The 22,573-nt window shown below is 70.6% G+C and carries 22 protein-coding genes; 13 read left to right on the top strand and 9 right to left on the bottom strand.

What is annotated here, in order from left to right; genetic code table 11:
• Positions 1-87: 87 nt before the first annotated feature.
• Positions 88-1,113, bottom strand: a complete 1,026-nt coding sequence (locus tag AC3ANN_RS02300) for a LacI family DNA-binding transcriptional regulator (protein ID WP_488339401.1) — start codon at positions 1,111-1,113, stop codon at positions 88-90.
• A gap of 176 nt (positions 1,114-1,289) precedes the next feature.
• Between AC3ANN_RS02300 and AC3ANN_RS02295 the strand changes: the two genes are divergently transcribed.
• The 5 genes from AC3ANN_RS02295 to AC3ANN_RS02275 all read left to right on the top strand — a co-directional run bounded on the left by AC3ANN_RS02295 (position 1,290) and on the right by AC3ANN_RS02275 (position 7,838).
• Positions 1,290-2,588 carry an ABC transporter substrate-binding protein gene (locus AC3ANN_RS02295; RefSeq protein WP_488339400.1) on the top strand — a complete coding sequence of 433 codons (1,299 nt, stop codon included), beginning with the start codon at positions 1,290-1,292 and terminating at the stop codon, positions 2,586-2,588.
• Between the two features lie 80 nt (positions 2,589-2,668).
• Positions 2,669-3,601 carry a carbohydrate ABC transporter permease gene (locus AC3ANN_RS02290; RefSeq protein ID WP_488339399.1) on the top strand — a complete coding sequence of 311 codons (933 nt, stop codon included), beginning with the start codon at positions 2,669-2,671 and terminating at the stop codon, positions 3,599-3,601.
• Between the two features lies 1 nt (position 3,602).
• Positions 3,603-4,496, top strand: coding sequence for a carbohydrate ABC transporter permease (locus tag AC3ANN_RS02285; protein ID WP_488339398.1), 894 nt, complete (start codon positions 3,603-3,605; stop codon positions 4,494-4,496).
• Positions 4,493-6,427, top strand: a complete 1,935-nt coding sequence (locus AC3ANN_RS02280; protein ID WP_488339397.1) for a glycoside hydrolase family 127 protein — start codon at positions 4,493-4,495, stop codon at positions 6,425-6,427. The genes AC3ANN_RS02285 and AC3ANN_RS02280 overlap by 4 nt, the downstream gene beginning before the upstream one ends.
• 154 nt (positions 6,428-6,581) lie before the next feature.
• Entirely contained in the window at positions 6,582-7,838 is a 1,257-nt protein-coding gene (locus AC3ANN_RS02275) for an MFS transporter (RefSeq protein ID WP_488339396.1), read from the top strand.
• Between the two features lie 12 nt (positions 7,839-7,850).
• Here AC3ANN_RS02275 and AC3ANN_RS02270 read toward each other — a convergent pair whose 3' ends face one another.
• Entirely contained in the window at positions 7,851-8,912 is a 1,062-nt protein-coding gene (locus AC3ANN_RS02270) for an ion transporter (protein WP_488339395.1), read from the bottom strand.
• Between the two features lie 155 nt (positions 8,913-9,067).
• Here AC3ANN_RS02270 and AC3ANN_RS02265 point away from each other — a divergent pair, with 155 nt between their 5' ends.
• Positions 9,068-9,454 carry a PadR family transcriptional regulator gene (locus tag AC3ANN_RS02265; protein WP_488339394.1) on the top strand — a complete coding sequence of 129 codons (387 nt, stop codon included), beginning with the start codon at positions 9,068-9,070 and terminating at the stop codon, positions 9,452-9,454.
• Between the two features lies 1 nt (position 9,455).
• Entirely contained in the window at positions 9,456-10,841 is a 1,386-nt protein-coding gene (locus AC3ANN_RS02260) for a permease prefix domain 1-containing protein (RefSeq protein WP_488339393.1), read from the top strand.
• Positions 10,842-10,875: 34 nt separating this feature from the next.
• On the opposite strand, the gene AC3ANN_RS02255 is transcribed toward AC3ANN_RS02260, so the two are convergent.
• From AC3ANN_RS02255 to AC3ANN_RS02240, 4 genes are all read right to left on the bottom strand, one after another.
• A complete protein-coding gene (locus AC3ANN_RS02255; RefSeq protein ID WP_488339392.1) occupies positions 10,876-11,445 on the bottom strand; it encodes a dihydrofolate reductase family protein in 570 nt (189 codons plus the stop codon).
• A 485-nt stretch (positions 11,446-11,930) separates the two neighbouring features.
• A complete protein-coding gene (locus AC3ANN_RS02250; RefSeq protein WP_488339391.1) occupies positions 11,931-12,926 on the bottom strand; it encodes a glycosyltransferase in 996 nt (331 codons plus the stop codon).
• A 52-nt stretch (positions 12,927-12,978) separates the two neighbouring features.
• On the bottom strand, positions 12,979-13,323 hold the full coding sequence (locus AC3ANN_RS02245) for a sugar ABC transporter ATPase (RefSeq protein ID WP_488339390.1): 345 nt from the start codon (positions 13,321-13,323) through the stop codon (positions 12,979-12,981).
• Between the two features lie 15 nt (positions 13,324-13,338).
• Positions 13,339-13,827 (bottom strand): DUF6098 family protein, encoded by a 489-nt coding sequence (locus AC3ANN_RS02240; RefSeq protein WP_488339389.1) that lies wholly within the window; start codon positions 13,825-13,827, stop codon positions 13,339-13,341.
• Between the two features lie 209 nt (positions 13,828-14,036).
• Here AC3ANN_RS02240 and AC3ANN_RS02235 point away from each other — a divergent pair, with 209 nt between their 5' ends.
• Genes AC3ANN_RS02235 through AC3ANN_RS02225 form a run of 3 tightly spaced genes read left to right on the top strand, consistent with a single transcriptional unit; the run spans position 14,037 to position 16,447 of the window.
• A complete protein-coding gene (locus tag AC3ANN_RS02235) occupies positions 14,037-14,897 on the top strand; it encodes a fumarylacetoacetate hydrolase family protein (RefSeq protein WP_488339388.1) in 861 nt (286 codons plus the stop codon).
• Positions 14,894-15,727: an SDR family NAD(P)-dependent oxidoreductase gene (locus AC3ANN_RS02230; RefSeq protein WP_488339387.1), complete on the top strand. Its 834-nt coding sequence runs from the start codon at positions 14,894-14,896 to the stop codon at positions 15,725-15,727. The genes AC3ANN_RS02235 and AC3ANN_RS02230 overlap by 4 nt, the downstream gene beginning before the upstream one ends.
• Positions 15,728-15,769: 42 nt before the next feature.
• Positions 15,770-16,447 carry a FadR/GntR family transcriptional regulator gene (locus tag AC3ANN_RS02225; RefSeq protein WP_488339386.1) on the top strand — a complete coding sequence of 226 codons (678 nt, stop codon included), beginning with the start codon at positions 15,770-15,772 and terminating at the stop codon, positions 16,445-16,447.
• 23 nt (positions 16,448-16,470) lie between these two features.
• On the opposite strand, the gene AC3ANN_RS02220 is transcribed toward AC3ANN_RS02225, so the two are convergent.
• Complete coding sequence (locus tag AC3ANN_RS02220; RefSeq protein WP_488340891.1) at positions 16,471-17,151, bottom strand: amidase family protein; 681 nt, start codon at positions 17,149-17,151, stop codon at positions 16,471-16,473.
• A 14-nt stretch (positions 17,152-17,165) separates the two neighbouring features.
• On the opposite strand from AC3ANN_RS02220, the gene AC3ANN_RS02215 reads away from it, so the two are divergent.
• The 3 genes from AC3ANN_RS02215 (at position 17,166) to AC3ANN_RS02205 (ending at position 19,812) form a co-directional block, all read left to right on the top strand.
• Positions 17,166-17,675 (top strand): TetR family transcriptional regulator C-terminal domain-containing protein, encoded by a 510-nt coding sequence (locus tag AC3ANN_RS02215; RefSeq protein ID WP_488340890.1) that lies wholly within the window; start codon positions 17,166-17,168, stop codon positions 17,673-17,675.
• 31 nt (positions 17,676-17,706) lie between these two features.
• Positions 17,707-18,786: a DNA polymerase IV gene (locus tag AC3ANN_RS02210; protein ID WP_488339385.1), complete on the top strand. Its 1,080-nt coding sequence runs from the start codon at positions 17,707-17,709 to the stop codon at positions 18,784-18,786.
• Between the two features lie 69 nt (positions 18,787-18,855).
• Positions 18,856-19,812, top strand: a complete 957-nt coding sequence (locus tag AC3ANN_RS02205; protein WP_488339384.1) for a LysR family transcriptional regulator — start codon at positions 18,856-18,858, stop codon at positions 19,810-19,812.
• A gap of 13 nt (positions 19,813-19,825) precedes the next feature.
• Here AC3ANN_RS02205 and AC3ANN_RS02200 read toward each other — a convergent pair whose 3' ends face one another.
• Together AC3ANN_RS02200 and AC3ANN_RS02195 are read right to left on the bottom strand one after the other, a co-directional pair.
• Positions 19,826-20,932 carry a PLP-dependent cysteine synthase family protein gene (locus AC3ANN_RS02200; protein ID WP_488339383.1) on the bottom strand — a complete coding sequence of 369 codons (1,107 nt, stop codon included), beginning with the start codon at positions 20,930-20,932 and terminating at the stop codon, positions 19,826-19,828.
• An 11-nt stretch (positions 20,933-20,943) separates the two neighbouring features.
• Positions 20,944-22,572, bottom strand: coding sequence for an amidohydrolase (locus tag AC3ANN_RS02195; protein WP_488339382.1), 1,629 nt, complete (start codon positions 22,570-22,572; stop codon positions 20,944-20,946).
• Between the last annotated feature and the right edge of the window lies 1 nt (position 22,573).

The following is a 22,573-nucleotide window of genomic DNA, read 5'->3' as shown; positions in this document are numbered from 1 at the left end:
TCGACGCTGAGATCACGCGTGAGCGGCAGTTTGGCAGTGCGAATGCGTCTAGCGCAATGGTTTTCGGAGATTTCGAAAGAGCGCGCGTCACCGGCGCGCGATGGTCGACCCCCGGATGACCAGCCGCACTGGCAGGTGATGGATGCCGTCGCCGATGTCGACGCCGTCGATGGCGTCGAAGACCCGCTGGGCCGCCTGACGGCCGAGCTGCTGCAGGTTCGCGTCGATGCTGGTCAGCTGCGGGCGGGAGTTCGTGGCGAGCACCTCCCAGTTGTCGTAGCCGATCACCGCGAGGTCGTCGGGCACTCTTCTCCCGAGATCCCGCGCGGTGTCGAGGACGCCGCGCGCGATCTGGTCGGAGCCGCAGAAGATCGCGTCGACATCGGGGTGGCGCTGCAGCAGCATCGCCGCGGCATCCCTCCCCCAGTGCTCGGTCCACTCCGAGAACATCGGCTCGCCGACCAGCTCGAGCCCTGCGGCGTCGAGGGCGGCGCGCGCGCCCGCGATGCGGTCCTGCGCGGCGGCGTACGTCGGATCGCCCGTGATGTGCGCGATGCGCGTGCGCCCGCACGAGAGGAGGTGCTCGATCGCGAGGCGCCCGCCGGCGTAGTTGTCGGGGGTGAGCGAGAGGTCGCGCGGGTCGTCGGACGGCGCGTACGCGTAGACGACCGGCACCGGGATCTCCTGCCCGAGCGACGGCCGCGGGTCGGTCTGGCGCCCCACGACGATGATGCCGTCGACCCGCCGGCTCAGCAGCGCCTTGAGATGGTGCTGCTCGCGGATGGCGTCGCCGCGCGCGTCGCACAGGAAGACGTTGACCTGCCCGGCGCCGAAAGCGTCTTCGGCCCCCATCAGGATCGGGATCATGAAGCGACCCTCGAGGTCGCTCGTGAGGAGCCCGACGGTGCCCGTCCTGCCTGCCAGCAGGCCCTTGGCCATGGCGTTCGGCGTGAAGGCCAGCTCGTCGGCCGCGCGCAGGACGCGCTGGCGCGTCGCCACCGCGACGTCGTCCCTGTTGTTGAGCGCCTTCGAAGCGGTCGCGATGGACACTCCGGCCCGCCGTGCCACATCGCTCAGCGTGGCGGCCCGCGGGCCCGTCTCATTCGTTGCCACGGGCACCTCCTCTGGTGCTGAAAGGTTATCGCTGACCATACTTGACGACGCGACGATCCTCACGATAGCTTGCTCGAAATGGCTTTCGGTCTTTTCGAATGCCCACGCACCAACAGCAGCGGTGCCGACCCGATTCGGCGTCATCCGCTCGAAGAAGAGCCAGAGGAGACAGTTGCATGATCACCACCCGACGTCGTGGCGCGCTGCGCGCGGCCACGGCCCTCGTCACCGCGGGGGCTCTCATCGGCGCCCTCGCCGCCTGCTCGGGCACCGGGGGCGCCCCCGCCCCGGCCGAGTCCATCCCCGCTGAGGGGGTCGACGACGGCTCGACGCTCACGCTGTGGACCCGCGCGCCGCTCGAGCGCCAGGCGAAGCTGCTCGTCGAGGCGTACAACGAAAGCCACGAGAACCAGGTCGAGCTCACCATCGTCCCCAACGACGACTACGTCGCCAAGGTCGGCGCTGCCGCCGGCTCGGGCGGCCTGCCCGACCTGTTCGCCGCCGACATCGTGTACGTGCCGAACTGGGTGCAGCAGGGCCTGTTCGCCGACATCACCGAGCAGATCGACACGCTCCCCTACAAGGACACGATCAACGAGGGCCACCTGTCGGCCGGCACCTACGAGGGCGCCGAGCACGTCCTGCCGTTCGTCCTCGACCTGTCGATGCTGATGTGGAACAAGGAGCTCTTCGCCGAGGCCGGCCTCGACCCCGAGCAGGCTCCCGCCACGCTCGCCGAGTTCGCCGACGCGGCCAAGGCCATCCAGGACCTCGGCAAGGACGGCGTCTCGGGCACGTCGACAGGCCTCAACTGCGGCGGATGCCTCGTCTTCACGTGGTTCCCGACGATCTGGGCCTCGGGCGAAGAGGTCATGAACGCGGAGGGCACGGAGTCGCTGCTGGCGAGTGACACCGCTCAGGAGGTCTACTCCACGTGGCGCGACCTGTACGAGTCGGGCGCGGTCGCGCCGGGCTCGGCCGACGAGACGGGAGCGACCTGGGTCGCCGGGTTCCAGGAGGGCAACGTCGGCATCATGCCCTACCCCGCGACGCTGCTGTCGAGCCTCGAGTTCGACGCCGGCGTGGCCGGCATCCCGGGCGTGGACGGCGGCGCATCGACGTTCGTCGGCGGTGACGGCATCGGCATCTCGAAGGACTCCGAGCAGTCGGCGCAGGCGTGGAACTTCCTCGCGTGGATGATGTCGGAGGAGGCGCAGGTCGATGTCCTCGCCAAGGACGGCAACGCCGTCTCGCGCTCCGACCTCGCCGACAACGAGTACTCGGCCGAGGACCCGCGGCTCGTGACGATCAACGAGGTGGCCGCCGAGGGCGACACCCCGGTGGCGATGCATTTCCAGCAGGCGTTCAACGCTCCGGGCAGCCCGTGGCTGACGCTGGTGCGCAACGCCGTGCTCGAGGGCACCGACACCGTCGAAGCCGACAACGAAGAGATCACGGCCGTCCTCGGCCAGTGATCCATCCCGGGCGGGGCGCATCCGCGACGATGCGCCCCGCCCGCTTTCTCCCCGCAACACATCCCGACCGAAGGAGCGACGTGGCCCTCACGACCACCGCGCGCCGCGCGCGATCGCCTCGCGCGAGCCGCCCGAGCCGCCAGAGCCGGAGCGCTCTGGGCGGTCCCGTCCAGGGCTGGCTCTACGCCGCGCCGACCGCGCTGTTCGTGGTGGCGCTGTTCGTCATCCCCCTTCTGCTCGTGCTGCAGATGTCTGGGTCCGAGTGGCCGCTGCTGCGCGGCAACATGGGCCCCAACTTCCCGCAGAACTACATCGACGCGGTCGACCTCCGGCTGTTCTGGGACGCGATCGGATTCACGATCACGTACACGGTCATCACGACGGTCCTGCTGATCGGCCTCGGCCTCGGTCTCGCGATGCTCGTACAGGAGTCGACGGCCTGGAAGGGCTTCCTCCGCACGGCGTTCCTCATCCCCAGCGCACTCGGCCTGGCCTCGGCATCCCTCCTCTTCTACGTCCTGTACTCGCCGTTCGCCGGCCCTTTCGCGAACCTCATGGAGTCGTGGGGATTCACGTTCCTCGGCACTCCCGAGGGCGCGCTGTGGTCGACGGTGTTCCTCATCGTGTGGCGCTACGCGGGGTTCTACATGCTGCTCATGCTCGTCGGGTTGCAGGGCATCCCCGACGACGTGTTCGAGGCCGCCCGCATCGACGGCGCGTCGCGCTGGCAGACCTTCCGGCACATCACCGTGCCGCTGCTGCGCCCGACGTTCGCCCTGACCATCGTGCTGTGCGTCACCGGGTCGCTGCTGGCGTTCGACCAGTTCTACATCCTCACCAAAGGCGGGCCCGACAACAGCACCATGACGATCGTCCAGCTCATCTACAACGTCGCCTTCCAGGGCCAGAACAACCTCGGCATCGCCGCCGCGCTGTCGGTGATCGTGCTGCTGGCCCTCATCGTCATCAACATCGCCCAGCTGCGGGCCTTCCGCCGACCCGAGGAGGCGTGACATGACCCTCACCGACACGACGTCGACACGCACGATCGTCGCCCCCGACTACCGCGGCGACGACCGGCCGGGCCGGCGCGGGCGCCTCGTGATGGGCATCCCCTATGTGGTCTTCACCGGCGCACTGGCGATCATCTTCCTCTACCCGCTGGTGTGGACGACGATCTCGTCGTTCAGCCCGCAGGCCGGCTCGGCGCAGACCGACGGCTGGGGCATCGGCAACTTCATCTCGCTGGCGAATTTCCAGGCGGGCATCTGGGTGTACCTCGGCAACTCGCTCTTCGTGTCGCTGCTGACCGTGGCCCTCACGCTGGTGATCTCGTTCTTCGGCGGCTACGCGTTCGCGCGGTTCTCCTTCCCCGGCAAGAACCTGCTGTTCCTGCTCGTGCTGGCGATCCTGATGGTGCCGTACGCGACGCTGCTCATCCCGCTGTACGTGATCCTCAACGCGATCGGGCTGAACAACTCGCTCGTCGGGGTGGCGCTCGTCCTCACGATGTTCCAGCTGCCGTTCTCGATGTTCATGATGCGCATCTCGTTCGAGTCGATCCCCCGCGAGATGGACGAGGCGGCGCTCGTCGACGGGTGCAACAGCTTCTCGGCGCTGTGGCGCGTGCTGCTGCCGGCGGTCAAGCCCGGGCTCATCACGGTGGGGCTGTTCGCGTTCCTCACCGCGTGGAACGACTTCATCGCACCCCTCATCCTCATCAACGACACCAACCGGATGACGCTGCCGCTGGCCGTCGCCAACCTCCGCGGTCAGGTGATGGGGGTCATCGACTACGGCGCCACGGAGGCGGGGGTCGTCGTGCTCGCCCTCCCGTGCGTCGTGCTGTTCCTGGTGCTGCAGCGCCACTACGTCCGTGGATTCATGTCGGGAGCGTTCAAGGGATGACCATGCACACCATCAGCCCGGCGCCGCAGGCGCCGGCCGTGCCCAGCCGCGGGCGCCTGCGGCCCCTCGGCCTCGGCGATGTCCGGATCACGGGCGGCTTCTGGGGCGATCGGCAGCGGGTCAACGGCCATCACACGCTCGAGCACATCGGGTCGAGGCTCGAGTCCGAAGGCTGGCTGCCGAACTTCGACCTCGCGGTCTCGGGCGGCCTCCCCGCGCGGCGGCGAGGCCGGGAGTTCTCGGACTCGGAGGTGTACAAGTACCTCGAGGCGCTGGCCTGGGAGATCGGCCGCACCGACGACGACGCACTGGAGCGGCGCTTCCGCGAGGTCGTCGGCCGGGTCGCCGGCGCCCAGGAGGAGGACGGCTACCTCAACACCATGTTCGGCCGGGCCGGGCAGGGCGCACGGTGGTCGGATCTCGAGTGGGGCCACGAGCTGTACTGCCTCGGGCACCTGTTCCAGGCGGCGGTGGCGCGCGAGCGCACGCGCCCGGGTGCCGACGACGGGCTGCTCGGGATCGCCCGGCGCGCCGCCGACCTCGTGTGCGAGGTGTTCGGTCCCGAAGGCCGTGACGCGATCTGCGGGCACGCCGAGGTGGAGGTGGGGCTCGCGGAGCTGTCGCGGGTGACCGGCGACCGCCGCTACCTCGCTCAGGCGCGGCTGTTCGTGGAGCGCCACGGCAAGGGCACGCTGCGCGACATCGAGTGGGGCCGCAAGTACTTCCAGGACGACGTGCCGGTGCGCGAGGCGACCGTGCTGCGCGGTCACGCGGTGCGCGCGAACTACCTGTCGGCGGGCGCGATGGACGTCGCCGTCGAGACCGGCGACAACGAACTGCAGAAGGCGCTGCGGCTCCAATGGGAGCGCACCATCGCCCGTCGCACCTACATCACCGGCGGCCAGGGCTCCCATCACCAGGACGAGGCCTTCGGCGACGACTGGGAGCTGCCGCCGGACCGCGCGTACTCCGAGACCTGCGCGAGCATCGGCTCGATCATGTTCACGTGGCGGCTGCTGCTCGCCGGCGCCGATCCTCGCCACGCCGATCTGATCGAGCGCACGCTCTACAACGTCGTGGCGACCTCCCCTGCGCCCGACGGCCGCTCGTTCTACTACGCCAACACGCTCCACCAGCGTGTGCCCGGCGCCCCCGCCGACCCCGACGGCACGTCGCCGCGCGCGTCGTCGTCGCTGCGCGCGCCGTGGTTCGAGGTGTCGTGCTGTCCGCCGAACGTCGCGCGGACCCTCGCGAGCCTCGACGCCTACGTCGCCACGGCCGACTCCGACGGCGTGCAGCTGCACCAGTACGCGCCAGCCGAGATCCGCACGACCCTCGACGACGGACGCACGGTCGCCTTCGACGTCGAGACCGCGTACCCGGCCGACGGGCGCGTGACGATCACGCATCTCTCGGACGCCGATGAGCCGTGGACCCTCAGCGTCCGGGTGCCGGCGTGGGCGGCGGGGGCGTCGCTGCGCGTCGTCAGCTCCGACTTCGTGCAGCAGCGGACCGTGGAGCCCGGCATGGTCGAGCTCCGCCACGCGTTCCGCGCCGGCGACGTCGTGCAGCTCGACCTGCCGATGGCACCGCGCGTGTCCGCCCCCGATGCCCGCATCGACGCCGTGCGCGGCTGCGTCGCGATCGAGCGCGGACCCGAGGTGCTGGCCCTGGAGTCGGTCGACCTCGCGCCCGCCGGTGTCGACGACGTCGCCCGGGTCGCGATCGCACCGGATGCGCAGCCGGTCGAGCGCGACGGGCGGGTCTGGGTGCCGGTGGTGCCGCTCCCGCTCGACGACGCGCCTTGGCCGTACGGCGACCCGGTGCCTGGTGCCGACGCGACTCCGCTCGAGGTCCCGCTCGTGCCGTACCACGAGTGGGCGCAGCGCGGCCCGTCGACGATGCGCGTGTGGATCCCCGTGTCGAGCTGAGGCACGGGCCCTCCGGACTGCCCGGCGGTCGTCCAGGCTGCCGCGATACACTGGCGGTGCCCATCCTCGATGTGCATCTACCTGTCCGCGCCTCCGGCGCACGCGACAAGGCGGCACGATGTCCCGCCGTCGTCGGCGGAGAGCCAGGAATCCGATGCACACCACACTCGCCGCGCCCGAGACGGCCGCCGATCGCGCAACGCGCCGGCCGAGCCTCATCCGCGAAGCCGGCTACGCCTACTTCCCCATCGCGCTGATCGCGCGGCTGCCGTTCGCGATGATGGTGGTCGGCATCCTCACGCTCGTCGTATCGGCACGCGATTCGCTCGCCCTCGGCGGCGCCACGAGCGCGATGACGGGGCTCGGCACGGCGCTCGTCGGTCCGCTGCTCGGCGCCGCGGCCGACCGCTTCGGGCAGCGCCGCGTGCTGCTCGTGGCGGGCACCGTGAACAGCCTGCTGCTCGCGGCGATGGCGTGGCTGGCGTTCTCGCCGGCACCGGATGCCGCTCTCCTGGGCGTCGCGTTCCTCATCGGCGCGACCATGCCGCAGGTGGCGCCGCTGTCGCGCAGCCGTCTCGTCGGCATCATCGGCCGCGCCTTCCCGAAGGACCGCCGCACGAAGGCGGTCAACGGGACGATGGCGTACGAGTCGGCGGCCGACGAGATCGCCTTCGTGTTCGGTCCGGTCGTCGTCGGCCTGCTCGCGACGACGATGAGCCCCGCCGCCCCTGTCATCGGCGCCGCGCTGCTCGCGCTGGTGTTCGTGACGGCGTTCGCCCTGCACCCCACGGCGGCGACGCCCGCCACGACCCGCGCGGCGGGAGCGGCCGCACGCGCCGAACAGGCACCCGCGCGGGAGCTGTTCCGCGCCCGCGTCTTCGCGCCAGTCGCCGGCGCCCTCGGCATGGGCCTGTTCTTCGGATCGATGCTTACCTCGCTCACCGCGTTCATGGCCGAGCGCGGCGCCCCTGAGCAGGCGGGGCTCGTCTACGGCGCGATGGGGCTCGGGTCCGCGGCGCTGGCGCTCGGCGTCGCACTGTTCCCGGCGCGCTTCACGCTCACCGCGCGATGGCTGACGTTCGCGGCCATCCTCGTGGGCGGGACGATCGCCCTGCCGTTCGTCGACAGTGTCGCCGCGATCGCGGTGTGCCTGCTCGTGATCGGCGTCGGCATCGGCCCGACTCTCGTCTCGCAGTACAGCCTCGCGGCTGCGTTCAGCCCGCGCGGACGCTCCGCCACCGTCATGACGATGCTCGGCTCGGCGGTGATCGTGGGCCAGTCCGCGTCGTCCGCGATCACGGGTCTCGTCGCCGACTCGGCGGGGTCGTCGGTCGCTCTGTACGCCCCGCTCGCGGCAGCGCTCCTTGTGCTGGGCGCGGGTGTCGCGGCCGCGGTCGCGTCGCGGCGCTGACCCCGGCCGACCTCAGGATCGCGAGTCGGCGAGGAGCCGGCGGATCTCGGCCATCGTCTCCTCGGATTGGGCCAGGAGCACGCGCAGCCGTTCCCGGGTGTCGTCCACCGGGGTGTCGCCCGGAGCCGCCGTTGCGGACCCGCCGGCGGCATCGCCCGCCGCCGCGCCGGCCCGCACCGCACCCGAAGCCGCGCCCGCGGCGACACCCTTCGCCGTGTGATGGGTCACGCGCGTCGAGCTCACCGCATCGCCCTCCGCGGCGCCGACGGCGGCGGTGGGTGCCGCAGCCTCGGACTCCGCCGCGCTCGGGGCCGCGGCTGGGGCCACGCGCCCCGAGGCTGCGCGCGGCGCGTCAGCGTCGTGTGGAGAGGGCGTGGCGACCGTCGTCTCCTCCTCCGGCGCCGACTTCGACGGCCCGAGGAACAGGTTCGCGAGATACCCGGTGAACGTTCCGAAGATCCCGACGCCGACCACGATGATCAGCGTGCCGATGAGCCGGCCGGCGTTGGTCACCGGGAACTGGTCGCCGTAGCCGACGGTCGAGATCGTGACGACGGTGTACCACAGCGCGTCGGATGCCGACGTGATGTTCGCGCCGTCGGCCTTGCCCTCGACCGCGAGGATCGAGAGGCTGCCGAACTGCAGCACGAAGATGCCCAGGAGCAGCAGGGTCATGAGCGCACTGTTGGCGCGATCGTGGATGAGGGTGGACCAGAGCGTGCCGGGGCCGAGCTCGCGCAGCAGTCGGAACACGCGCAGCACCCGGAAGACGCGCAGGACCTTCACCTGCGCGAACGGCAGGCTCGCGAACAGGTCGGCCCACCCGAAGCCGCGGAAGAAGTAGTGCGCCGCCGATGGCGCGGTGAAGATCCGGTAGAGGAAGTCGCCGAGGAAGATCCCGCTGAACAGGCCGTTCATGACCGAGAGCACGAGCTGCAGCGAGGGGTCGGAGGCGAACGCGTACATCAGCACGAGGTTGACGATCGACAGGATCGAGAGCACCCCGATGAAGATCTCGTACGCGGTGTTCTTCAGCTCCGTGCGGACTCGCGTCCGCGTGCGCTGTCTCGCCATGGCAGGTCCTCTCGGGTCGCGGCAGGAGGTGCTGCCCGCGGCACCATTGTGAGCCCTCCGGCCCCGTCAGCGCGTCACCCGATGTCGACGATGCCGTCGACAGTGATACCTTGTAGCTCTATGTACCTCGCAGCTCTAGGTATCGAAGAGGCGTCATGAAGATCGGCAAGGACCTCGTCGCCGCCGCGGCGACGCCCATGGTGCTCGGCATCCTCGCCGACGGCGAGTCGTACGGCTACGCAATCCTGCAGCGCGTCAGCGAGCTGTCGGACGGCGAGCTCGAATGGAGCGACGGGATGCTGTACCCGCTGCTCCACCGGCTCGAACGACTCGGACACGTCGAGGCGACGTGGGGCGTCTCACCCACCGGACGCCCGCGCAAGCACTACCGTCTGAGCAGCGCCGGCCGCGCGGCGTTCGCCGAGCAGCGCCGGCAGTGGAGCGTCGTGAGCAAGGCGCTGCAGCAGGTGTGGACCGAACGCGACGGCGGGAGCGAGTTCGCGCTGAACCGCGGGTACGCCGCCGGATTCGGAGGGGCCTGACATGACCGAGGATCTCGAACCGCGCATCGAGGATCAGATCGCCACGTGGCGCACCTACGTGTCGCGAGGCGAAGCGATCGACAGCCGCGACGTCGACGAGCTCGAAGACCACCTGCGCGGCCAGATCGACCGGCTCGAGGCATCCGGTCTCGCCCCCGACGAGGCGTTCCTCATCGCCGTCAAACGCCTCGGCAAGCTCGACGACCTCTCCCGCGAGTTCGCACGGGAGCACTCCGACCGGCTGTGGAAGCAGCTCATGTTCGCCGAATCGCCGACCGAGCCGCGCGGCAGCGGGTCGCTGTGGCTCGCGCTCGGGCTCGCCGTCGGCGCCGCGCTCGCCATCAAGGTGCCGGCGCTCTTCGGCATCAGCTGGGCGGCCGACGGGGACTTCTACGCGCGGTTCGCGGCGCTGCTGATCCTGCCCTTCCTGGCTGCGTACTTCCTCGTCACCCGCCGGGCTTCGCCGCAGACCATCGCGATCGTCGCCGTGCCGTTCGTGCTGACCGCCGTCATCATGGCGGCCTACCCGTTCGCGCCGGGCGGGGCGACCCTCGTGCTCGCCGCGCTGCATCTGGTCGTCGTGCTCTGGCTCGTGATCGGCCTCGCCTACGTCGGCGGCGCGGTGGGGTCGAGCCGTGCCCGCATGGACTTCATCCGCTTCACCGGCGAGTGGTTCGTGTACTTCGTGCTCATCGCACTGGGCGGCGCCGTGCTCATCGGGCTCACGGTCGCGGTCTTCGCCTCCATCGACCTCGACGCGAGCCGCTTCGTCGTCGACTGGGTGATGCCGTGCGGCGTCGCCGGCGCCGTCATCATCGCGGGCTGGCTCGTCGAGGCGAAGCAGAGCGTCGTCGAGAACATCGCCCCGGTGCTCACGCGCCTCTTCACGCCGCTGTTCACGCTGCTGCTCCTCGCCTTCATCGTGGCGGGATTCCTGCAGGGCGATCTGGTGGGCTCGGGCGGCGACGCCCCCGAGGTCTTCGGGCAGCGCGACCTGCTGATCCTGTTCGACATCGTGCTGCTGGTGGTGGTCGGCCTGCTGCTGTACGCGCTGTCGGCGCGCGACGGGCTGGCGCCGCCGTCGTGGTTCGATCGTCTGCAGCTGGTCATGGTGCTCGCCGCGCTCGTGGTCGACATCATGGTGCTCGTCGCGATGATCGGCCGCATCGCCGAGTACGGCGCGAGCCCCAACAAGCTCGCATCGCTCGGGCTCAACCTCATCCTGTTCGCGAACCTCGCCGGGGCCGCGTGGCTGCAGCTCAGATTCCTGATGCGCACGACCCCCTTCGAGCGCCTCGAGCGCTGGCAGACGGGCTACCTGCCGGTGTACCTGGCATGGGCTGCGATCGTGGTGGTGGTCTTCCCGCCGGTGTTCCAGTTCGTGTGACCCGTCGCACCCGGCCGCGCCTGCTGTGGCGGGGTCAGTCCGCAGCCCGCACGGGCCGGTAGCGCTGGGCGACCACACCCGACGCGAAGTCGCGGCGATCCACGAGCTCGAGCTGGATGCGCCGGCTCAGGCCCGAGAGAAGCGTCGGCCCGTGTCCGGCGAGGACCGGATGCACGACGAACTCGTACTCGTCGATCAGGTCCAGCTCCGCCAGCGCGAGGGGGAGCGTGACACCGGCCACCGAGAGCCCTTCGCCGGGCTCCTCCTTGAGTCGCCGCACCGCTTCGCCCAGGTCGCCTCGCACGAGCTCGGCGTTCCAGTCGACCTCGGTCAAGGTGCTCGATACGACGTACTTCTTCGTCGCGTCGATGGCCTCGGCGAACGGGATCTCCCACTCCCGCATCCAGTCCGGCCACGGACCCGCGGCGGGCTTCCGCCACGCCGACTCCATCATCTGGTAGGTCGTCCGCCCGAACAGCACGGCATCCGCTCGCTGCATGTCGGCGGTCCAGTAGCGCATCGACTCCTCGTCCGGCGGGAGCCCCGCCTCGTGATGGCACGAGCCGTCGAGCGTGACGTTGATGGAGTATCGAAGCGGTCTCATCTCGTGCTCTCCCTTGATGCACGTCCCGGGTTCGCGCGGGACGGCACTCAGACTACTCACCCCCCCACCACGAAGGGACGGATGCCTCGAGCCGAGGCATCCGTCCCCTTGCTGTACGCCGGTCAGGCGGCCGTCACGATCACCGGCCGCTCCGCGGTCATACGGGCGCGCGCCCCGACATTCAGGTGTCAGAACACGCGGAATCCACGAACGGATGCCGCGTGTCGCGCCCCGCGAACGTCGGGCCAGCGACCAGCGCCGCACCTCGGGCCACTCACCCGCCCGGCTCAGGTGTCACAACACGCGGAATCCACGAACGGATGCCGCGTGTCGCGCCCCGCGAACCGGCCACGAGCGACTTAGGCCGCACTTCGAGCACTCACCCGCCCGGCTCAGGTGTCACAACACGCGGAATCCACGAACCGATGCCGCGTGTCGCGCCCCGCGAACGTCGGGCCAGCGAGCAGCCGGGCAGTCGCCGCGGGTCAGCCGACCACGGACGCGCGGCGACTGCGATCGCGGCCGTGCATCGCGACGACCTCGGACAAGACAGCGTCCCAGCGAGCAAGGAAGGGCTCGAGTCCGAAGTGGGTGAGTGCGTGCTCCCTGCCCCGGCGGCCGACCTCGTGCGCCCACTCCGGATCGGCGAGGAATGCGCGGGCCGCGGCGCGCAGGTCCGCGGGATTCGTCGAGATGACGCCCGCGCCGGGTGGGACTGCGCGCACGACCTCGGTGGTCGCGAGCGCGACGACCGGCATGCCCAGGTGCATCGCCTCGAGCAGCGACAGCCCGAGCGAGGTCCAGCGGAACGGATGCAGGTACAGGCGCCGCCGCGCCAGCTCTCGGTGCAGTGGCCCGGGCGCCAGGTCGCCGGCCGACGTGACGTCGGGCGCGTCCTCGAACGCGCCGCGCAGCTCACCGCCACCCATGCCGAACACGTCGACCGGCGCCTCGAGCGCGAACTGGGGCAGCAGGTCCGTGCCGACAACGCGTCCGCGGCGGACGGGCTCGTTGACCACGACCCCGATCCGCGCAAGCTCCCCGGTGTACTGCGGCCCGGGATCGGGCACGCCGTGCTCCACCACGAACGTCGGCGCCCTGCCGCTGTCCCACATGAGGTGGTTGAAGTGCGTGACGTGGACGATCGGGATGTCGACGCGCTCCGCCAGCGGATGCCGGCAGGTCGCCGCCTCCGGCTGCGGCGTGTTGTGCTCGAGGAAGAGCGCCGGCACATCGGTTCCCGGCACACGGCCGGTGATCCGGGCGCACTCGTCGAGCTCCTCGAGGCGCTGGAGCACGACTACGTCGATGTGCTCATCGTGCAGGCGGTCCTCGGGCACCTGGCGTGCCTGCGCCCAGCCCCATGCGGTCAGATGCGGATCGGCATCCGTCCCCGCCTCGATCGGAAGCAGATACTCATGGCCGCCTCGGACGAAGGCATCGGCATAGCCGCCGTGGATCGGCCAGAGCAGCACCCTCACCGCGGCGCCTCCCCCTCGGAAGGCGTCGCGGCGGACGCGCCGAACCCGGGTGTCACGGGTCCTCGGGGGCGAGGTCGCCCTGCCCCTCGTCTCCGAGCTCAGCGACTTCGGGCGACGCACCCTGCGTCTCGGGCTGCAGCACCTCGCCCGGCAGATCGGCCGCGGGGATCTCGTCGTCGTCGGCCGGGATCTGCGCGGGGTCATCCCCGGTCGCGGTCGCCGCGGCAAGGTCGTCCGGGCTCGCTCCCTCGTCGAGCGCTGCGGTGCGGGCCCACTCGGCCTGTGCGGGGTCGCGGTCGGGATCGGGCTCGATCGACGTGTCGCGATCGCGCACCGGCTGCACTCCCGGCTGTCCGTCGGGGGCGGGTGGCACCTCGGGGGGCAGGTTGTCAGACATCCGTCTTCCTCTCTCTCAGTCCTCCGGGCCGTGGCCGGCGCGGAAGCGCGTCTCATAGCGCGACACCGCTTCATCGAGCAGCGCGTCGTCGAGCCGCGCGATCGGGATCACCTCGCGCATCAGCGGCTCGCAGTCGGGACCGCGACCGACCTCGGTGCCGCACAGCACCCACGCGAACCGGTCTGGGTTCTTCTCCTGGAGCTCGCGGTACTGGCACACCTGGCGTGCGAGCCAGTCCTCGAAGGGCCGTGTCCACCACGGCTCGGCGTGCAGCGGATTGACCGACAGCCCCGGCAGGGTGAGTCCGCTCTCGGTGTCGACGCTGGGGTCGCGGTCGTCCTCGGGCCCCTCGCTGTACCGCACGTACGCGCGCCCGGAGCGCCGCACCGCCGCCGCGAGCTCGTCGAGCGATCCGAGAGTCTCGGTCAGCGTCTCGGTCATGAACAGGGGCAGGCCTGCCGTCGCATCTCCCCGCTGCGCGGGCTGCGGGTCGGCGTCGGTCATCGCGATCCTCCCTCCGGGATCGCCAGATTACGGATGCCTCAGCGGCGGCCGCACAGGGCTTGACGGGTCAGCGGGGTCGGGGTAACGGCAGACCCAGACGCATCGAACGCGGCATTCGGCCCGAATAAACATCGGATGTCTATACTGTCAATCACGCAGCGGGTCTCAGCGCCGAAGAAGCCGGCCCGCACGGAGAGTCCAGGAGAGCAATGAAGTTCGCACGCCTCGGCGAGCCCGGAAGCGAGATCCCCGTCGTCCTCGACGGAGATCGGCGCCTCGATCTGCGCCCCATCACATCCGATGTCGATGGCCGGTTCCTCGCCGACGACCCTGTCGGTCGCACGTCGGCGGCCATCTCCGACGGCCTGCTTGCCGAACTGCCCGGCGCCGACGTGCTCCGTATCGGCGCGCCCATCGCGCGGCCGGGTGCCGTCGTCTGCATCGGAATGAACTACGCCGCCCACGCCGCTGAGTCAGGATCGGCCCCGCCCTCCGTTCCGGTGATGTTCCTCAAGACACCGAACACCGTCGTCGGCCCCGACGACACGGTCACGATCCCGCGCGGCAGCGAGAAGACCGACTGGGAGGTGGAGCTCGGCGTCGTCATCGGACGTCGCGCCTCGTACCTGGATTCGCCAGCCGACGCGGCCGCGCACATCGCCGGGTACGTGACCGTCAACGACGTGTCGGAGCGCACGTTCCAGCTCGAGGTGTCGGGAGGCCAGTGGTCCAAGGGGAAGTGCGCCCCGGGGTTCAATCCGACCGGGCCGTGGCTCGTCACGCCGGACGAAGTCGACCCGCAGGCGCTGCGGCTGCGCAGCCACGTGAACGGAGAGCCACGCCAGGACTCGTCCACGGCCGACATGATCTTCCCGGTCGACCACATCGTGTGGCATCTGTCGCAGTTCCTCGCTCTCGAGCCCGGAGACCTGGTGCTCACCGGCACGCCCGAGGGCGTCGCGCTCTCGGGCCGGTTCCCCTACCTCGCACCCGGCGACGTCGTCGACATCGAGATCGACGGTCTCGGCGCACAGCGACAGCGATTCGTCGCATGGCAGGAGCAGTCATGACGTTCCCCACGCCCCCTCCAGGCGCCGCTGGCGCGTCGCCCGGAGCCTCCGGGCGCGTGGGCCCAGCCGCACCCCCGGGCGACCTCGACAGCCTGGTCGCCGTCGTGACCGGCGGCGCGTCGGGCATCGGCGCTGCCGTCGCGAACGCGCTCCACGCGGCCGGCGCGACCGTCGCCGTGCTGGATCGCGACACGTCCCACGCCGACCCGCGCTTCGCCGCGTTCACGGCCGACGTCTCGGATCGGTCCGCCGTCGAGCGGGCGGTCGCCGGCGTGGCCGACCGCTTCGGGCGCATCGACATCCTGGTCAACAACGCCGGAGTCGGCGCGCAGGGCGACATCACTGCGAACGACGACGACGAATGGGCGCGCGTGCTGTCGATCAACGTCACCGGCATCGCCCGCGTGACGTCCGCGGCCCTTCCGTGGCTGCGTCGCTCGCCTGCCGCGGCGATCTGCAACACGTCGTCGATCGCCGCGACTGCGGGACTGCCGCAGCGCGCGCTGTACAGCGCCTCGAAGGGCGCGGTGCTGTCGCTCACCCGCGCGATGGCGGCGGACCACCTGCGCGAGGGGATCCGCGTCAACGCGGTCAACCCCGGCACGGCGGATACGCCGTGGGTGAGCCGGCTCCTCGACAGCGCGCCGGATCCCGCGGCGGAGCGCGCCGCGCTCGAGGCCCGCCAGCCCCATGGACGCCTGGTGTCGGCGGACGAGGTCGCCGGCGCCGTGCTGTACCTCGTCAGTCCGAGATCCGGCTCGACGACGGGCACGTACATCGAGGTGGACGGCGGGATGGCGGCGCTGCGGCTCCGTCCGGTCGGCAGCTGATGCCGACCGCGAACGTTGACATCCGATCTCTAGGAGGGGCTCGTGGCCGTCACTGACGAAGCGATCGCGAAGATCAAAGAGATGATCGTCAGCGGTGAGCTGTCGCCGGGGTCGCGGCTGCCTCCCGAGAAGGAGCTCGCCGAGCGCCTCGGGCTGTCGCGCAGCTCGATGCGGGAGGCGGTGAAGGCCCTCGAGGTGATCCGCGTGCTCGACGTCCGCCGTGGCGACGGCACGTATGTCACCAGCCTCGAACCGAGACTGCTCCTCGAGGCGGTGTCGTTCGTGGTCGACCTCCACGACGACCGGTCGCTGCTCGAGATCTTCGCCGTGCGGCGCGTCCTGGAATCCCATGCGACGGGACTGGCCGCGCAGCTCGTGACAGACGAGGACGTCGAGATGCTGCGGGCGGAGATCGAGTCGGTCTCGCCCGACACCGAGATCGAGGAGCTCGTGTCGCACGACACGAGGTTCCATACGGCCATCGCCGGCCTCGCCGGCAACGACTACCTCGCGAGCCTCCTCGACAGCCTCACCAGCCAGACCGTGCGCGCGCGGCTGTGGCGCGGGCTCACTCAGGCGGGCGCGGCCGAGCGCACGCTGGCCGAGCATCGCGCGATCCTCGACGCGATCGCCGACCGCGACTTCGAGCTCGCCACGGCGCTCAGCTCCGTGCACATCGCCGGCATCGAGAAGTGGCTGCGCCGGGCGGCGGATGCCTGAATCCTCAGATCGCGTGCGCCTCGTCAGGCGATCGCGGCGGCCGCCCGTGCGTCGACCGGAGTGAGCGTGCCGAGCGCGGCCTCGACGTCGCGCGCCGCGGCGAGCGCGACGTGGTCGCCGTTGCGGGGGCCGATGAGCTGCACGCCGGTGGGGAGGCCGTCCTCGTCGAGCCCGGTCGGCACCGCCACCGCGGGCAGGCCGAGGAAGTTCACCGTGACGAGCAGGCGATGGCTGCGCCACAACTCGGTCGTCGCGGCCGGCCCAGAGAGGTCGAAGCCGATCTCGGGCATGCGTCGCGTCGACACCGGGCCGAGCACGATCGGGTGCTCCACCTGGAACCTCTCCCACGCCGCCGCGATGACGACACGCTGCGCCCACGCCCCGCCATAGGCCTCGCCCGAGTCGAGCACCTCGATCTCCTGCACGTTGTCGAGGAAGTACCGGGTCGAGCCCTCCGAGAGCGGCACCGGGAGCGCGCCCGGGAGGAACGCCCCCACCATCTCGGTCGACGAGATGCGCCGCCAGAGGGTCGCGGCCTCCTCGATCATCGGTGGCTCGACCTCGACGAGCTCCCAGCCGGCGGCGGCGAGAGCGTCGGCCGCGCGGCCGACCGCGTCGGCCACTTGGGGATCGACGCCCCAGCCGAGCGGATCGCGGACCACCGCGACCCGCTTCGGGCCGTCGTACGACGAGGGGTGCGGGATGCTGACAGCGCTCGATCGGCGCGCACGGCATCACCGGCGCGAGCCTCGAGCGGATCGCCGAGGAGGCGGGCATGTCGCGCGGACACGTGCGGCACTTCGTCGGCAACCGGGAGGAGCTCCTGCGCGAGAGCGCGCGCCGGTTCTACTACGACGGCATGGAAGGCGAGTCCGTCCTTCCGGCCGGTACGACGGACGTCGGTTCCGCCCTGGACTTTCTCTTCAGCGACGAGTTCGCCGCCCCGGGCAATGAGAACGCGGTGGTCCTCGGCTTCGTCGAGGCGGCCCGCACCGACCCCGTGCTCGCGCGACTTCTCGTGTCGGCGTACCAGGGCACACATCACCTGCTCGCCGAGCTGCTGAGGGCCGACCACCCGGCTGCCGACCGGGCCGCCTGCGAGAGCGTTGCCTACGGCGTCGTCGGCATCGCCCTGCACAACGTGTTCCTCAGCGACATCGCCTCGAAGGCCACCGGCACCGCCACCGCGCGCGCGGCGGCGGAACGCCTCATCGCCACGCTGGGGTGACCTCGTCGGCGCCGACCGGCAGACTGAGCACATGACCGGGATGCCGCGCTCGTGGGTGCTGCACGTCGACCTCGACCAGTTCATCGCAGCCGTCGAGGTGCTCCGCCGGCCCGAGCTCGCCGGCAAGCCGGTGATCGTGGGCGGGCGCGGCGACCCCACCGAACGCGCGGTGGTCTCGACGGCATCGTACGAAGCGCGCGAGTTCGGCGTGGGATCGGGGATGCCGCTGCGCATCGCGGCGCGGAAGGTGCCCGATGCCGTCATCCTCCCCGTCGACGCCCCCGCATACCTGGAGGCGTCGGAGGAGGTCATGGCGGCCCTGCGGTCGCAGCCGGGCGCGGTCGTTCAGGTGCTCGGGTGGGACGAGGCCTTCGTCGGGGTAGAGACCGACGATCCGGAGAAGTACGCCCGGCGCGTTCAGGAGGCCGTGCTCGAACGCACGCGGCTGCACTGCAGCATCGGGATCGGCGACACCCTCGTCCGCGCGAAGGTCGCGACCGGCTTCGGCAAGCCGCGTGGCGTGTTCCGGCTCACCGCCGAGAACTGGCTCGAGGTCATGGGCGAGCGTCCCACCATCGACCTGTGGGGCGTGGGCTCGAAGGTCTCCAAGCGACTCGCGGCTCTCGGGATCCGCACCGTCTCCGAGCTCGCCGTGGCCGACGACGTGGTGCTGACGACGGAGTTCGGACCCCGCATGGGGCTCTGGTACCGGCAGCTCGGCCGGGGCGACGGCTCGGCCGTCGTCGACGACACCCCCTGGGTCGCACGCGGCCACAGCAAGGAGACGACGTTCCAGTCGAACATCGTCGACCCGGGCGAGATCGAGTCGGCGGCGCGGCACCTGCTCGACCAGGTGCTCGACGAAGTCGCCTCTGACGACCGGCCCGTAGTCGGGCTCGGGCTCAAAGTGCGCTACGCGCCGTTCCTCACGAAGACGTTCACCAAGAAGATCCCCTCGACCGCCGAACGCGACACCGTCATCGCCCGAGCGATGGAGCTCGTGGCCAAGATCGAGCCCGGTCGGCCGATCCGTCTCCTCGGCGTGCGTGCGGAGATGGCGATGCCGGAGGACGCACGGGAGGGGCACACCCCGACGCGGGGCGGGTGGTGACGGGTGGCGGGCGAGAGGAGGATCCATTCGGGAACCGAATGCCTCGCCGCCGCCGGGTAGCGTGGGGGCATGACCTCAGCGAGCGGAGAGGGATCGCGCGACATCGAGCTGCGCACGATCCGCATCCTGCACGCCATCGACCGTGAGGGATCGATCACCGCGGCCGCGCAGGCGCTCGGCTACAGTCAGCCCGCCGTCAGTCAGCACCTGCAGCGGGCGGAATCCCGCATCGGCATGCCGCTCATCACCCGTCTGGGGCGCAGCATCAAGCTCACGGAAGCGGGCGCGATGATCGCCGCGGTCGCCCCCAGCGTGATCGGCGAGGTCGACGGCGTACTCAAGCGCCTGGACGGCCTCACTCAGCTGCGGTCGGGGCACGTGCGGATGAGAGGCTTCCCGTCGGCGTCGTCCACACTGGTGCCGACTCTCCTGAACGACATACGCACCGCCCGACCCGGAATCTCGATCGAGTACACCGAGTCCGAGCCCCACGACGCCCTCGAGGCGCTGTCCGTGGGCGAGTGCGACGTCGCACTCGTCTGCGGATACGGGTCCGACACCGACGACGCCGCGTTCGACGCCTACGGTGTCGAAGCCACCGCGATTTTCGTGGATCCGCTCTACGCGGTGCTCCCGCGCGACCACCCTCTGGCCGACGAGCCGACGGTGAACATCATCGACCTCGAGGATGACGACTGGATCTCGGGCTGGCACGCCGAGGAGGTCTGCAAGAAGGTCGGGTTCACACCGAAGGTCTCGATGACCACCGACAACTTCATCGCAGTGCTCGGGCTGGTCGCACGCGGATTCGGCGTTTCAATCCTTCCCCGGCTCCCCCTCACGACGGCCGCGATCCCGCGGGGCTGCGTCGTGAAGCCGACGAACCCCCAGGAGTTCCGCACCATCCTCGTCGCGACGACCGCGGAGCGCTCGGCGCTGCCTGCCGTCAAGCTCACGACCGGGGTCATCTCCGAGCTCGACGGGACCCCGTGGCGGCTCGGGCGGCCCGGAAGCCTCGAGGCCTGACGTCCGTCGGGCGTCAGGCCCCCGCGCCGCTCCATTCGCCGGTCTCGAGGAATCGCTCCATCACGCTGCGGTGCGGTGCGAGGTCGAGACCCTGCTCGCGCACCCAGTCGTCGCTGTAGTAGGTGTGCGTGTAGCGGGCGCCGCTGTCGCAGATGAGGGTCACGACGCTTCCGACTTCCCCTGCAGCCAGCATCCGCGCGACGACGTGGAATGCGCCGACCAGATTCGTGCCGGTCGAGCCGCCGGCCCAGTGCTGCGTCCGCTCGCGCAGCAGCCGGATCGCGGCGAGTGATGCCGCGTCAGGCACCTGGACCATCTCGTCGATGACCCCCGGAACGAACGACGGTTCCACACGCGGCCGCCCGATCCCCTCGATGCGCGAGCCCGTGTCGGTGCGGCGAGAGAGGTCTCCCGTCCGCCAGGCGTCGAAGAAGGCCGATCCCTCCGGATCCACCACCAGGATCCGCGTCGCGTGGCTGCGGTAGCGAACGTAGCGCCCGAACGTCGCAGAGGTGCCTCCCGTCCCGGCGCTCACCACGATCCAGGCGGGGACCGGGTGCCGCTCCCGTGCGAGCTGGCCGTAGACGCTCTCGGCGATGTTGTTGTTGCCGCGCCAGTCTGTCGCGCGCTCGGCGTACGTGAACTGGTCGAGGTAGTGGCCGCCGCTCTCGCGCGCCAGCCGCTCCGCTTCGCCGTACGCGTCAGCCGGATGGTCGACGAAGTGACAGAGGCCCCCGTAGAACGAGATGAGGTCGAGCTTCTCGCGACTCGTCGCCCGTGGCACGACGGTCACGAATGGCAGGCCGAGCATGCGGGCGAAGTACGCTTCGGACACGGCAGTCGACCCGCTCGACGCCTCCACCAGCGTGGTCCGCGGACCGATGTGACCGTTGACCAGGCCGTAGAGGATGAGGGACCGCGCCAGGCGATGCTTGAGCGAGCCGGTCGGATGGACCGACTCGTCCTTCAAGTACAGATCGATGCCCCAGTCGCGCGGCAGCGGGAAGACGTGCAGGTGCGTGTCTGCGCTGCGGTTCGCGTCGGCTTCGAGGAGCCGGACCGCCTCGGCTACCCACGCCCTGTGCTCGGGGGGCGCGACGTGGTCCGCGTCGGAGCTCACGCTGCGCCGGCTCACGCGACGGGCAGGACGTCGCGCGCGTACACGCGCTCGCCGTCGATCCAGGTCTCGCGTGGGCGGACCCCACCGATCTCTTCGGGGTCGAGGGCGAGCAGGTCCTGGTCCAGGACGACGAAGTCGGCACGCTTCCGCGGCTCGATCGATCCGATCTCGTGCTCGCGATGGATGGCGTACGCGGCGTCGCGCGTGTACATCGCGAGCGACTCCATGACGGTGATCGCCTGGTGGGGGTCGACGGGCCGCCCATCGTGCGTGTGACGGGTGACGGCGGCCTGGATCGCGGGGAACGGGTCGTGCTGGTCTGCCGTGATTCCGATGGCGTCGCTGTTGCCGACGAGGGCCAGACCGGCGTCGATGAGGCTCCGGAATGGCATGAGATCGCCCGTTCGATCGCCCAGATGGCGACGGTAACCGAGCGCGGTCGTCAGGATGAAAGCGGGCTGCGGCACCGGTATCGCACCGAGGCGCACCAGCCGCTCGATCCGCTCGGGTGTCATCCAGAGGTTGCCCGCGTGTTCGATGCGGTGACGCCGGATCCGCGCGGTCTCGCCCACGGCCTCGATCGCGTCGAGGGCCTGGTCCAGCGCGCGGTCGCCGATCGCGTGGATCGCGATCTGCATGTCGCGCTCGGTGACGATGTCGACCCACTCCCGCAGCTGCTCCGGCTCGTAGGCGAGCTCTCCGCGGTATCCCGGCTTCTCGGGGTAGTCCTCCGTCAGCGCCGCTGCCAGCGACGTCAGGCCGCCGTCGAGGAACAGCTTCACGCCGCCGAGCTTGAGTCGCGTCTCGTCGACGCCTTCGAACCGCTCGGCGAGCCCTCCCTCGACGACCTCGGCTCGATCGACGACATTCGGGAACGTGGCATACGAGGTCGTCCGCAGGCGCAGGGTCCCTCGCCGCGCCAGAGTGAGCATCGCTTCGAGGCCGTGCGAGAGGAGCGAGATCTCACCGAGCCCCGTCACGCCGACGGAGAGATACATGTCCTGCGTCTTCTCGATGGCGTCCGCGAGGTCTTCGACAGGGGCCTGCGGTCCGCCGATGGCGGCGAACATGTCGAACGTGCGTCCCGTGGGGTCGCCGTTCTCGTCTCGCTCGATGCGTCCCCCGGGAGCGTCGGGCGTCTCACGCGTCACGCCGAGGAGCTCGAGCGCGTACGAGTTGAAGATGTTGGTGTGGAAGCTGGACCGGTACATCACCGGATGCCGCGTCGAGACGCGGTCCAGATCGCGCGCGTCGGGGAACCGGCCCTCGGCGAACAGCGAGTCCTGGAAGTGCTGTCCGTGCCCCATGACCCACTGCCCTTCGGGCGTACGGCCCGCGCGGACCCGCAGCACGTCGACCAGCTCGTCGATCGATCCGACGCGCGCGGCGCGCACGTCTTCGGCGATCTGCCATGCGAACGCCAGCATCTCGATGTGCGAGTGCGCGTCGATCAGCCCGGGGATCACGGTGGCACCGCGAACGTCCACGATCTCGGCATCCACGCCGGCGTCGGCGAGGATCTCGCCATCCGTCCCGGCCTGCGTGATGACGCCGTCGACCGCACGGAAAGCCTGCACGACGCGGTCGCCCGCATCCATGGTGAGCACGCGCCCGTTGACGATGCACAGTTCCTTCGTCATG

This window comes from Microbacterium sp. STRO-2N (genome assembly GCF_057747775.1).
This window is presented reverse-complemented; position numbering and strand designations above follow the sequence as displayed.